The organism is Gottfriedia sp. OAE603, from assembly GCF_040543965.1.
In the GTDB taxonomy this organism is placed as follows: Bacteria; Bacillota; Bacilli; order Bacillales; family Bacillaceae_G; genus Gottfriedia; species Gottfriedia solisilvae.
This window is the reverse complement of the sequence record NZ_JBEUNN010000001.1, coordinates 3,630,881-3,643,959: the sequence shown is the minus strand read 5'-3', so window position 1 is coordinate 3,643,959 and position 13,079 is coordinate 3,630,881. Positions and strand designations below refer to the sequence as shown.

Here is a 13,079-nt window from a genome sequence, read left to right as displayed (position 1 = left end):
GTTAATGTGAACAGAGAATTAGTCCAAATTAATTATGTAAAGTACAATAGTCGGTACGATATAAGTTTAAAGGTATTTCTTTCTTTCATGTTAATTTTAATGGAATTGTAGAGATATTCTCATATAAGGAAATGATGAAAGGGTTGAAAAAATGGGGATATTAAAAAAGTTAGTGGTCGTGTTCTTAATTAGTTATTTTACAATTATCTCATTGACAGGCTCTTTGCCATTAAAAGCTAATGAAATATCGAAAAATACTACTGAACCAATAAAATACATAGAAAGAATAAAACCATCAAAAACAGTTGTTACATATGCAAATCAAATTTTAGAGAATAAAATCTATTTAGGGAATCAATTCCCGGTATATCAATTACAAAAAGATTTAACATGGAAGGAAAACCCATATAATAATCGAACATGGCAACTATTTTTCCACAGTCTTGAGCATGTTGGTTATTTATTGAGTGCCTACGAGTATACAAATGATGTTAAGTATTTAAAAAAGTCCGAATCAATTATTAGTAGTTGGAAGAAATACAATGGAAATCCCAAAAAAGCTGCTAGTCCTTGGGCATGGTATACAAATAGCACACCGATTAGGACAGTTTATTTAATTCAATTTGAAAAGCTATATCAAAACTCTTCTATATATAATAAGAAATTTTATAATGAAGTTTTGTCTCTAATTGAACAACATGGTAATTATTTAGCTGATCAAAAAAATTATGTTTGGGAGTCAAATCACGGGATTTTCCAGGATCAAGCATTATTAGAAATTGCAAAACTTTTCCCTGAATTATCGAAAAGTAAAGTTTGGTACGATACTGCAACGAACAGACTGATTAGACATATCGAGAAACTGATTACAAAAGAAGGGGTGACTAACGAGCATAGTATCAGTTATCAAATAGTGGTACTGGATTTATTGAAACAAATTTCGCCTCTTTTGGATGATTTAGAGTATACAAAGATTTTTGTTGAAGATAAGATTGGCATGTTAGAGGATTCACTTGCAACACTTCTGCAGCCTAATGGTACGATTCCTCTTTATGGTGATTCAAAAAATAGTTATGTTGTTAATAATAATATAAATGATATAAGAGGCTATAAATTAAAATTCTTAGCATCAAATGGTTCAATTGGAACAAATCCATATACAGATATATTGTATAAAGAGAGCGGAATCAGTGTTTTTAGAAATGAATCAAATCATTTTCAATCTTATTTATTTTTTGTTTCTGCTTTTCATTCAACAGTACATAAACACGCAGATGACCTATCATTCATTTTTATGAAAGGTAAAACTGAATTTTTCGTTGATTCAGGTTTATACAACTATGAATTAAATGATTCAATGCGAAAATATATGACGAGTACGTATGCCCATAATACAATTACTGTTGATAATAAATCATATGAAATAAAGAAAGAGAACATAGGTCAAGCAGTTATTCAAAACGGAGATATAGAAAGCGACTATTCATATGTTGTAGGTAAACATGAATTGTATCCTGGAGTTACAATTAACAGAGTGATGTTATATGTGAAAAATACAGATTCTATTTTAATTTTTGACAAAATGAATTCAAAAAAGATACATACATATACAAAAGTATTTAATGTTGGAGAAAATGTGAATTTCAGTCAGAAGGCTCAAAATCAATTTCTACTTTCAAGTAAAATTGAAAATAATCAGATTGAACTCATCAATTTAGACAATAAATCAACATATCAGTCATATATTGGATCTAAGAATCCACTGGCGGGTTATAAATCAAATGTGTTTAATAAAGCTATTCCAATTCAACAAATACGTTTTTCTACAAAAGATAAAGTTGCTAATTTTAGAACGATTTTGAATGCGGAAAATGGTAAAGGAATTAGTAATTTTTATGTTACGGGAGATAATAATTTTTTAAATTTCGATTTACGTTTTAAAGACGGCACAAATAAAATAATTAAAGTAAATTTATACTAAATAAAAAACTCACCATTATGGTGAGTTTTTTTATTTGTTCAAGTAGGTAAAATCTCATATTCATTTTTTGGTTATATTATCATGTTCGTTTTTATAAATATTATCTCGATATAGGTAAAATGATATGTTATTATTTATTAAGGCTTTATTAGAAATTGAATAAACTCATTTAATTATATATATATCTAAGAATAAGGAGTGACACAATGGGAGAAGTTAGCAGCATGAGTAACACAGATAATATCACTCTTTCTATTAATAAAAATCATTTAAAAGAAGTAGTTGTCAGTAATTTAAGTAGTGAAATGTTAACAGAAAAGTTAAAACAAAATAACTTACCTGTTAAAGAAGATTTGCTAAAGCAAATCAATTTTAAAGAAACAGAAATAAAATTATTAGAAAATAAAATCGTAGATTTGCAAAACACTATACTAATACTAGAAAACGACCTTGAATTAAATATTTTGCAAAATATAGAAACCATTATTAAACAAGAAGAGTTTTTATTAGAAGTTAATCAAGTCATTTCCAATTTAGAAATGAAAAATGAAAACTATCAAGCTAGTATTATAAAACAAACAAAAGAATTAAAAAAAATAAATGAAAAATACAATAAATTAAAGAAATCTAAGCTCGGAAATATTGTCATTAAATATTGGGACATGCGTAGAAAAATTAAAAAGTAGGTGAATAGATTGAATGAACTTATTGATAGACATTTAAACAGTCTTGGTGAACTGAAGAAAAATTCGAAGATTTTATTAAATAACTTGAATTCAGATTATAAAGGGATTAGTTTTAACTTTTTTGAACAATTTGTATTTGATAAAACTGATTTTTCAAATGAAAAAAACATAACTGTTGATAAAACTGATACAGGAGTTCAGTTTACATCTACTTTAAAAAATGACGAGTTTAAATATATGTTCCTAAAAAATACTGACAAGATTGATAGAATGCTAGATTTTTTAGTATCTAATAGTGTTAAAAATAGACATATTAAAACAATAGGAATCGTTGAAGGTAAATGTAATGTAGAAATTAATATCATTGCTATCTATAAAGATGGTGTTAGATATGTTTCGAAAGCAAGATTTGATAAAACAATCAATATGAAAAATATTGTCTTAGATAATATCGATCACATTAAGGTAGCAATTAGAATTAGTGGAAAAGGTAAATTTAATCTGCAAAGTATTACGTTCTTAGCAGAGAAGCCCAGTCTGAAACATAAATCGAATGTAAGCAAAAAGAAGAAAAAAATTAAAGATTTAAATGTAGCATTCATTGCTGACGAATTTACGACAAGATGTTTTGAACCAGAATTTAATATTATGAAAATTAAACCTGAGAACTGGTATGAAGAGCTAAAAAGTAATCAACCTGATCTCTTTTTTTGTGAGTCTGCATGGTTAGGTAATAATGGAAGTTGGACTAATAAAGTTGGGACTGGCGGTCCGAGAGATAATTCAGAATTACTTAATTTGGTTTATTGGTGCAAAGAAAATAATATTCCTACAATCTTTTGGAATAAAGAGGACCCATTCCATTTTAGTGCTTTTATCAATACAGCTTTACATTTTGATTATGTATTTACGACAGATCAAAACTCAGTAGAATTATATAAGCAAGAAGGGTTAATGAATGTATATTCTTTCCCATTTGCAGCACAACCAAAATACCACAATCCAATCGAATCATTTGAAAGAATTGAAAAAGTAGTTTTTGCTGGGGCATATTATGGTGATAAATTCCCTGAACGAACAAAAGCTATGGATAATATGATTAGCATTTCAGGTAAATATGGGATCGATATTTATGATCGAAACTATAATAACCCGAGTTCTCCTAACCAATTCCCATTAGAATTTAAAAAGCACATTGTTGGAACACTTAAAGGTGATGAAATAGATTTAGCGTATAAAGGCTATAAAATTGCTTTAAATGTGAATAGTATTATTGATTCACCTACAATGTTTGCAAGAAGGGTGTTTGAATTACTAGCTAGTAATACACCTGTTGTTAGTTCGGAATCACTTGGAATAAATAATATGTTTGGCGATTTAGTTGTTGCTTCTTCGAATTATGATGAATTGAAAGATATCATAAGTCGTTATTTTGAAGATGAGCAATTCTTTAATCAAAATCGTCTATTATCACTTCGCCATGTACTAGAAAATCACACCTATAAAAATCGTATTCAAACTATGTTAGATGATATCGGTTTTGCATATACTAAGAGCGATGATTCAGTAGCGATGATTGGTATTGTTAGAAGTAAAGAGGATTATCAGAATCTGATGACAATCTTTAATAAACAATCTTTAGAAAATAAAAAGTTAGTCATACTATTAGATATATTTGATGGCTATTTAGAGATTTTCAATAAAAATAATAATGGACAAGTTAAATCATTCTTAATTGATTACATCCATCATTATTCAAACATTGGTCAAATAATTGATACGTCACATGTTGCTCCTGTTCAATACGGTCATCATTACGGTGAAAATTATTTAAAAGATTTGTATTTAACGACCACTTATATTGATGATGCTATTATTGTTAAAAATCATGGACAACCATATACTTTTGTAACAAATGGTTTATTTAATTCATCATTAATTAACAAAACATCATTAAAGTTAATAAATCCTAAAATGTTTATTAACTCTTTAGAAAACGATAGTGATTTTAAACACTGGTTTAAATATGGTGTGAGATTTTTTAATATTGATCAATTTAACTTTGCAGAGAAACGTAATGTTTCAAAAAAAACTTTGGACGAGATAAATATATAGGAGTAATTTTGGATGAAAATAGCATTTATTGGGCATGATTTAAAATTTTTAAATGATGCTATAGAATTTTTTAAACACTCACCAAATATGTCGGTGAAAATTGATAAATGGGAAGGTCATGAGATTAAAGACGAGCAAGCCAGCTTGGAAATAGTCGAATGGGCTGATATTCTTTTTTGTGAGTGGGGCCTAGGCAATGTTGTGTGGTATCAAAAACATAAAAAACCACATCAAAAGTTAATTGTAAGAATGCATAGATTTGAAATGAATACAATTTATCCAAGTCAATTTGATTATCACAAAATTGATAAAATAATTGCTATTTCTCCTTATGTTTATGAAGAGTTTCATCGTGTTGCAAGTATTCCTAGAGAAAAAATGACGGTTATATATAACGGGGTACAAACTGAAAAGTTTGAGAAAGTTAAATCATCAAAAGCTAAATACAACATAGGAATAATTGGAATTGTTCCTAAATTAAAGCGATTAGATAGAGCAATCGAGATCTTTGAAGAATTATATAGAAGAAATAATAAATATCAATTATATATTAAAGGGAAACACCCAAAAGAATTCGGTTGGGTTTGGAATAATCAAGCTGAACGTGAGTTTTATGAAGAAGTGTTTCGAAAGATAGAAAACTCTCCCTTCAAAAAGAACGTGCATTTTGAAGGTTGGGGAGATGTAACAAGCTGGTTAAAACAGATTGGATATGTACTTTCAGTGAGTGATTATGAAAGTTTCCATATGGCTCCAATAGAAGGAATGGCTTCTGGTGCTTTTCCAGTGGTACTAAAAAGAGAAGGTGTAAACGTTGTTTTCCCGAAAGATTATATTTTCGAGACGATTGAAGATTCAATAAATTTCATTTCTGAAAATGACTTCTCAACTAATAATAATTTAAAAACATTTGTAAAGGAAAATTACTCGTTAACTAATATGTGTAATCAAATGATGAATATTTTCCTTGAAAAATGAAAAGTAGGCGAACTCTTTGAAAAAGAATGTAATTATTTTAGGTAGTTGTATTACAAGAGATGCATTTAATTTTAGTAACGATCAGTATGTAATTCCACATTACTTTGCTAGGACTTCATTAATCAGTTTGATGTCTAAATCATTGCTAATAGATAAATCTAAAATCAAATTAACATCTGCTTTTCAGAAAAAATGTGTTGTACAAGATATAGAAAAAAGTTTTTTCCAAATAATAAGTGAAAGTAAATTTGATTTTATACTGATTGATTTCATCGATGAACGTTTTAATTTACTAAAATTAAATGATAGTATCATTACAAAATCAAATGAATTAGTTGCGTCAGGACTAATCGATGAATATGATTTTACAGAAATTGTACGAAACGAAGACTTACTAAGTACTTGGGAAAAAAGTGCTAAGGCTTTTTTCGACACTATATTAGAATATATTCCTGCTCATAAAATCATCATTCACAAAGGTGCATGGAAAACAAAGTATATAAATGAAGATGGAATGATTAGTGAATTTTCGAATCAGCTACAACAAATTGAAAAACAAAATAAATATTTACATTATTACTATCAATTTATTGAAGAAAACTTTAATGAAATGATAGTACTAGATATGACGAATGAAGAATTGTATTGTTCGGTAGACCATAGATGGGGACTTAGTCCTTATCATTTTGAAGATAAATACTATGAAATATTCTTACAAAAATTAGATCATATCTTTAAGGAAGTGGATTCTAAAAACTTAACTGACATTTTTGATGTGATTCTGAAGGATAGTGTTGTTCTTTATGAAAATGATTTGTTTGTTCATAAACTAAACAATGTTGATCTAAATATAAATTTTGAAGAATTATCTATCGCTTATTATGTAAAGTTTAATAATGAAGTCTTATATCAGCAATGGTATGGGACAAATAGAATATTGAATTATCACCCAACACAAAAGGGTGAATACGAGATTGTGATATTTTTAAGGGATCCGATACATTTGGATAACGTTAAATACTTTCAATATAAAATTAAGATTTAATTACAATACGGTCGTACTATTGTGTATGACCGTATTTTATTGAGTTGTTTTATTTTATCTGATAACTTTAAATTTTGTAGATAAAAGTATGCAGATTATGACAGATAAAGTAAAATATTGTTAATGACAATAGTTCAAAATATTAAAATTATTTTAATTTAAGGAGAATCATCTTGTCTAGAAAAGAAAAACATTCGAAAAAAAAGATGTCGACAATTAAAAAAGTGTTATTAAGTCTTTTACTGATTTTAGTTGTTATTACAGCTGGAGTAGGTATATATGCTTACTCAATTTACAATAATGTTAACAATACATCAAAGAAAATTCACAAGGATATAGAGAAAACAGATAAACGTAAAGAGGTAGTTAGTGTTCAAAAGAAGCAACCTTTTTCAATACTATTAATGGGTGTAGACCATCGTAAAGGTGATAAAGGCCGTTCTGATTCTATGATCTTATTGACAGTTAACCCAGAAAAGAAAACGACTAAGATGGTAAGTATTCCACGTGACACTCGAACTGAAATCGTTGGTAAAGGGAAACAAGACAAATTAAACCATGCTTATGCATTCGGTGGAGTACAAATGACGGTAGATTCTGTCGAAAATTTCTTAAATGTACCAATCGATTACTATTTAGAAGTTAATATGGAAGGGTTTAGAGACATTGTAGACGCAGTAGATGGCGTGGATGTTGTAAATGATTTAGATTTTACGTACGAAAATACTCACTTTAAAAAAGGTGCAATCCACTTAAATGGGAAAGAAGCATTGAGCTTCGCACGAATGAGGAAAATGGACCCTCGTGGTGATTTTGGACGTCAATTAAGACAACGTCTTGTTATCGAAGCAGTTATTAAAAAAGGTGCAAGTGTATCTTCTTTAGGGAATTATCAAGACATCTTAAAAGCAATTGAAGAGAATGTCGTTACAAATTTAACGTTTAATGAAATGGTTTCAATACAACAAGATTATCGTGAGGCCGCAAGTAATATTGATAAAATTCAAATTACTGGTAAGGGAACTAAGATTGATGGTATTTATTATTTACAAGTGCCAGATGAAGAACGTAACTATGTAATAGCGGAACTTAGAAATCATTTAGACTTATCTGTTGGTAATAATGAGGAATAAAAATAGACAAAATTTTTTTAAAATGTAATTTTTTAACAAAGTAAGTTATGATAGGTAAGTATATACTACATAATACTTACTCTTTGCATAAAAGGAGAATGAACATGACAGTAAAAGTAATGACAATTTTTGGGACAAGACCAGAGGCAATTAAAATGGCCCCACTTGTTCTTGAGTTAGCAAAATATCCCGAACAAATCGAATCAATTGTGACAGTAACTGCTCAGCATCGTCAAATGCTTGATCAAGTACTAGAAATTTTTGAAATAACACCTGATTATGATTTAAACATCATGAAGGACCGTCAAACATTAATTGACGTAACAACTCGCGGATTAGAAGGATTAAATAAAATCATGCAAGAAGTGAAGCCAGATATCGTTTTAGTACATGGTGACACGACTACAACTTTTATTGCTAGTCTTGCTGCGTTTTATAATCAAATCGCGATTGGTCATGTGGAAGCTGGTTTACGTACTTGGGATAAATACTCACCGTACCCAGAGGAAATGAATCGTCAATTAACAGGCGTAATGGCAGATTTACACTTTGCTCCGACAACTAAATCTGCACAAAACTTAATTGCAGAAAATAAAAAAGAAGAAACAATATATATTACTGGTAACACTGCAATTGATGCTTTAAAAACAACAGTAAAAGATGAGTATTCACATCCAGTACTTGATACGGTTGGAAACGATCGTTTAGTATTAATGACGGCTCATCGTCGTGAGAACCTTGGAGAGCCAATGCGTAATATGTTTAAGGCAATTAAACGCCTTGTTGAAAAACATAATGACATTCAAGTTGTTTATCCAGTTCATATGAATCCAGTTGTTCGTGAAATTGCAAATGAAATCTTAGGTGAAGACGGGCGCATTCATTTAATCGAGCCATTAGATGTAATTGATTTCCACAATTTTGCTTCTAGATCTCATTTAATCTTAACTGATTCAGGTGGTGTTCAAGAAGAAGCACCTTCATTAGGCGTACCTGTTTTAGTATTACGTGATACGACAGAACGTCCAGAAGGTATCGAAGCTGGAACATTAAAACTTGCAGGAACTGATGAAGAGGTTATTTTCTCTTTAGCTGACGAACTTCTTTCAGATAGTGAAGCACATGCGAAAATGTCAAAAGCATCTAACCCATATGGAGACGGTGAGGCATCTCGTCGCATCGTAGAAGCAATCTTAAAAAACTATAGTAAGTAACACGTGTAGCTGTAAAAAAACAGGACATTGAGTAGACAATGTCCTGTTTTTTATTTTTTTCTACTATTATAATGGTTGATCGTTGCTTTTAATCCTTCATGCAATGTGTATTTTGGTTTCCATGACAAAAGTGATTCAGCTTTTTGACAAGTTAAATAACTATATTTGATGTCACCAGGTCGTTCTTCTTCATATTCGATTTCAATTTTACGTTCAATGACATCCTCAGCGACTCTTATTAAATCATGTAGGGTAGTCGGTATATTTGTACTAATATTGCATGTATCGTTAATTGGATGCTCGCTAGCAATCAGATTTGCATTAACGATATCCTGGACGAATATGAAGTCTCTTGTTTGTTCTCCATCACCATATAAGGTAAAAAGAGAATTGTTTACAATCCGATCGACTAATATACTGATGACGCCACCTTCACCTTTAGGGTCTTGTCCAATACCGTAAACATTCGCATATCGGAAAATGGAGTATGGAATTGCATATAAATCATGAAATATTTTGATATACATTTCTGGTGATAGTTTAGATGAGCCATAAAATGAAATTGGGTTGGTTGAATGTTTTTCGTCCACTCCTAGATACGATGGATTCCCATAAGCAGCTGCAGAAGAAGCGTAAATTAAATTGCAGTTTTTAATTTCTTTTAATTGTCTTAATGACTCAAGGACGTTAATCGTACCAAGGATATTGATACTTGCATCTTCAATTGGATTTTGAATAGAGAACTGTACGTCAATTTGTGCTGCATGATGATTTATGATATCCGGTTGTTCTTTCAAGATGATTTCTATAAACTGTGGGTTACGAATATCCATCTCATAGAACTTTATGTCATTTGGTATATTTTCTAATTTGCCAGTTGTTAAATTATCCACAACTATTACTTCAAATCCATGGGATTTATATGCTTGTACTAAGTTAGAACCGATAAAGCCAGCTCCACCAGTAACAACTACTTTTTTCATAATGAATCTCCTCTAATTAACTTGCTGCAATTTATGTAATTCTTACAATCTATTATACATTTTACCATAATTATCAAGTATTAATCCAATCATGGTAAATAATGAAAAAGTAGTAATAGATTTGTTAGTTAAAGCAAATTGCATGTTCTTAATTGTGGGTTGGTTTTTAAATTTTGTCATAATAACTATTTACATTTGAAATCAAATGGTAATGGATTATCTACCCAATTTATGCTAAAATTATTTTGTTTTGTAGCATTTTGGTGAACAATGTAAATATATGATTTCTAATAAGATAGACTTTCGACTTTTGCAAAGCAAAGGAGGTGCTGTCGGATATGTCATCAAAGAAACGAATACTCTTAATTTCTCAACATTTTTATCCTGAAATCGGTAGTGCAGCAAACCGAATGAAAAATATTTATTTGGAGTTGCATGCAAAAGGTTATGATGTAAAAGTTTTAACTTTAGAGCCTAGATACCCCAGTAAAGAATTATATGAAAATGAACGATTTTGGGACAGTGATTTAAATGAGGAAGATGTTATACGAATTGAACCTCTTGTCAAAAAACATTCAACAAGTATTATTAAACGTTTATTTCTTTATTTAGAGGTTATGTTTCGTTTTATCCTCGAAATACTTCGATATAAGAAAGAAGTAGATTATGTTTTTGTCACGTCTCCACCGATATTTGTTGGAGTGGCCGGACTAATTGCAAAATGGAAATTGAAAGCACCATTAATCCTTGATATTAGAGACCTATGGCCTGAATCAATCATTGGTGTAGGAGTGTTTTCAAATAAACTACTACTATCGACTGCTTTTAAACTTGAGGACATATTATATCGTAAAGCAACTAAAATTTTTGTAAATAGCAGAAGCTTTATTGACTATATGACAAATAAGAATGTTCCAGTAGAAAAAATATACTTTATGCCTAACTCGCTTACTGAAGAAGAGCTCAGTATTGAAGTTGAGCAAAAGATTAATGATACTAAAAAAACTGTTATTTATACTGGGAATTTAGGATTAGCACAAGATATCCAAAAGTTAATAAAAGTTGCAGAAAAGTTAAAAGATGAAACAAATATTCAATTTACGATTGTTGGGTATGGTTATCATTTGAATGAATTAGAAAAAGTGATTAAAGAGAAGAATTTAAACAATATTAATCTTCAATCAGCTAGATCGCGAAATGATACATTACGATTAGTTGCAAATTCGGATATAGCTTATGTAAGTTTGGTTGATAAGGATGTTTTTAAAACTGTTTTGCCAGGTAAAATTATCGATTATATGTGTGTAAGAAAACCGATAATTGGAGATGTTTCTGGTTATGCAAGTGATATTATTCATACATCAAACTGTGGTATTGTTTCAAAAGAAAATAGCGTAGACGAATTAGCTGACAATATTTTGAAGCTAGCAAAAGATGATGAGTTATGCCAAGAGTTAGGTCAAAATGGATATCAATTTGCATATGAACAATTACGTTTGAAAACGAACATACTTGTTTTAGAAAAAGCGATGGAGGACATCGATGAATAAAAAAGTTTGTGCATTTGTCTTTAATCATTTTACGAATGATGCACGTGTATTACGGGAATGCTCAGCACTTGTTGAAGCGGGGTACGAAGTAGATTTAATTGCATTGCATAATTTTGAAATGAAAGACTTACCTAAAAAAGAACACAGAAAAGAAGGTTTTAGCGTCATCAGAGTAAATGATCGTTTACCATTTATTTTACGATGGCCGTTTTCAATAGCTGAAGCTGTAAAAGGAATTGCAACTATTAATTTAGTGACTAAGATTTTATCTTTGGTTTTAGTTTTACTATGCTTGTATGCCTCTCCAATCGCTACAATTGTTACTGTATTGTTATTGATGATCTTTAGTCATCGTGTAGTAAGAGTTGCTAGTAAAAGAGGTTATTCAATATTAGAAATGACATTATACGGCTTACGTAAAAATTATGATATTTATCATGCAAATGACTTAAATACATTACCGCAAGCAATTGTAGGTGCTAAACTGTTTCGTCGTAAGAAATTAGTGTATGACTCACATGAGGTTCAATCAAGTCGTTCTGGTTATGAAAATCCTATCTTTGGAAAAATTGAAAAGTTTTTAATCAAGTTCATTGATATTATGATTCATGAGAATGATACTCGCGCTAAGTTTACTCAAGCACTTTACGATATCCCTTATCCTGAAGTGATTCATAACTATCCATTTGTATCACATCCTGAAAAGAATCAATCAGTAAATCTACATAAATTAGTAGGTATTTCAGAAGATGAACCAATTCTTTTATATCAAGGTGGAATACAAAAAGGAAGAGGATTAGAACAAATTGTACAGGCTACGCCACAATTTAAACGTGGTATTGTCGTTTTTATCGGTGATGGGAAAATAAAACCCAATTTGTTAAAACTTGTAGACGATCTTAAATTACATGATCGTATAAAGTTTATTTCAAAAGTGCCGGTAGATGAATTATTAAACTATACTCGAAACGCGTATCTAGGTTTTCAAGTATTAAATAATATTAATTTCAACCACTATTCTGCTTCTTCTAATAAGCTTTTTGAATATATGATGAGTGGGGTTCCAGCAATTGCTTGTAGCTTCCCTGAAATACAAAAAGTTGTAGAAGCTGAAAATACAGGAATATGTGTTGATTCACATGATCCTAATTCAATTGCAGAAGGGGTAAATTATTTATTAGATCACCCCGAGCTAAGGGATGAAATGAGTCAAAATTGTCTTGTTGCTCGTGAAAAATATAATTGGAATGAAGAAAAGAAAATCTTTATAGACATTTATCGGAAGTTAAACTAATTCATGATATTTAACAATTATATGAACATAATACAATTAAGTATAAAAATATTTGAAGTATAAGTAGATTAGAGATAGAATGTAATATGGCGAAATGCTT

At 29.9% G+C, this 13,079-nt stretch carries 10 protein-coding genes and 1 pseudogene; 10 read left to right on the top strand and 1 reads right to left on the bottom strand.

The genetic code is table 11. The features are described from left to right. Nucleotides 1–151: 151 nt before the first annotated feature. The 8 genes and pseudogenes from ABID96_RS20855 to wecB all read left to right on the top strand — a co-directional run. Nucleotides 152–1,090 (top strand): annotated as a pseudogene (locus tag ABID96_RS20855) (heparinase II/III family protein); the annotation flags it as partial. A 78-nt stretch (nucleotides 1,091–1,168) separates the two neighbouring features. Next, nucleotides 1,169–1,981 carry a heparinase II/III domain-containing protein gene (locus ABID96_RS20850; protein ID WP_483301384.1) on the top strand — a complete coding sequence of 271 codons (813 nt, stop codon included), beginning with the start codon at nucleotides 1,169–1,171 and terminating at the stop codon, nucleotides 1,979–1,981. A gap of 206 nt (nucleotides 1,982–2,187) precedes the next feature. Further along, entirely contained in the window at nucleotides 2,188–2,667 is a 480-nt protein-coding gene (locus tag ABID96_RS18460) for a hypothetical protein (RefSeq protein WP_192603847.1), read from the top strand. A gap of 9 nt (nucleotides 2,668–2,676) precedes the next feature. Beyond that, on the top strand, nucleotides 2,677–4,782 hold the full coding sequence (locus ABID96_RS18455; protein ID WP_377896991.1) for a CgeB family protein: 2,106 nt from the start codon (nucleotides 2,677–2,679) through the stop codon (nucleotides 4,780–4,782). A 12-nt stretch (nucleotides 4,783–4,794) separates the two neighbouring features. Beyond that, on the top strand, nucleotides 4,795–5,760 hold the full coding sequence (locus ABID96_RS18450; RefSeq protein WP_192603848.1) for a glycosyltransferase family 4 protein: 966 nt from the start codon (nucleotides 4,795–4,797) through the stop codon (nucleotides 5,758–5,760). Between the two features lie 16 nt (nucleotides 5,761–5,776). Beyond that, nucleotides 5,777–6,805, top strand: coding sequence for a DUF6270 domain-containing protein (locus ABID96_RS18445; protein WP_192603849.1), 1,029 nt, complete (start codon nucleotides 5,777–5,779; stop codon nucleotides 6,803–6,805). Nucleotides 6,806–7,011: 206 nt separating this feature from the next. Then, nucleotides 7,012–7,938 (top strand): polyisoprenyl-teichoic acid--peptidoglycan teichoic acid transferase TagU, encoded by a 927-nt coding sequence (tagU, locus tag ABID96_RS18440; RefSeq protein ID WP_192603982.1) that lies wholly within the window; start codon nucleotides 7,012–7,014, stop codon nucleotides 7,936–7,938. Nucleotides 7,939–8,036: 98 nt separating this feature from the next. Further along, complete coding sequence (wecB, locus tag ABID96_RS18435; RefSeq protein WP_192603850.1) at nucleotides 8,037–9,152, top strand: non-hydrolyzing UDP-N-acetylglucosamine 2-epimerase; 1,116 nt, start codon at nucleotides 8,037–8,039, stop codon at nucleotides 9,150–9,152. Nucleotides 9,153–9,202: 50 nt separating this feature from the next. On the opposite strand, the gene ABID96_RS18430 is transcribed toward wecB, so the two are convergent. Beyond that, entirely contained in the window at nucleotides 9,203–10,135 is a 933-nt protein-coding gene (locus ABID96_RS18430) for a GDP-mannose 4,6-dehydratase (RefSeq protein WP_192603851.1), read from the bottom strand. A gap of 338 nt (nucleotides 10,136–10,473) precedes the next feature. Here ABID96_RS18430 and ABID96_RS18425 point away from each other — a divergent pair, with 338 nt between their 5' ends. Beyond that, nucleotides 10,474–11,685 (top strand): glycosyltransferase family 4 protein, encoded by a 1,212-nt coding sequence (locus tag ABID96_RS18425; RefSeq protein ID WP_192603852.1) that lies wholly within the window; start codon nucleotides 10,474–10,476, stop codon nucleotides 11,683–11,685. Next, a complete protein-coding gene (locus ABID96_RS18420) occupies nucleotides 11,678–12,979 on the top strand; it encodes a glycosyltransferase (RefSeq protein WP_192603853.1) in 1,302 nt (433 codons plus the stop codon). The genes ABID96_RS18425 and ABID96_RS18420 overlap by 8 nt, the downstream gene beginning before the upstream one ends. The last annotated feature ends 100 nt before the right edge of the window (nucleotides 12,980–13,079 follow it).

Bases quoted from the DNA above. Each gene is read 5' to 3' on its own strand.
- ABID96_RS18460 (WP_192603847.1), top strand. From the start codon at position 2,188: ATGGGAGAAGTTAGCAGCATGAGTAACACAGATAATATCACTCTTTCT.
- ABID96_RS18450 (WP_192603848.1), top strand. From the start codon at position 4,795: ATGAAAATAGCATTTATTGGGCATGATTTAAAATTTTTAAATGATGCT.
- tagU (WP_192603982.1), top strand. From the start codon at position 7,012: ATGTCGACAATTAAAAAAGTGTTATTAAGTCTTTTACTGATTTTAGTT.
- wecB (WP_192603850.1), top strand. From the start codon at position 8,037: ATGAACATGACAGTAAAAGTAATGACAATTTTTGGGACAAGACCAGAG.
- ABID96_RS18430 (WP_192603851.1), bottom strand. From the start codon at position 10,135: ATGAAAAAAGTAGTTGTTACTGGTGGAGCTGGCTTTATCGGTTCTAAC.
- ABID96_RS18425 (WP_192603852.1), top strand. From the start codon at position 10,474: ATGTCATCAAAGAAACGAATACTCTTAATTTCTCAACATTTTTATCCT.
- ABID96_RS18420 (WP_192603853.1), top strand. From the start codon at position 11,678: ATGAATAAAAAAGTTTGTGCATTTGTCTTTAATCATTTTACGAATGAT.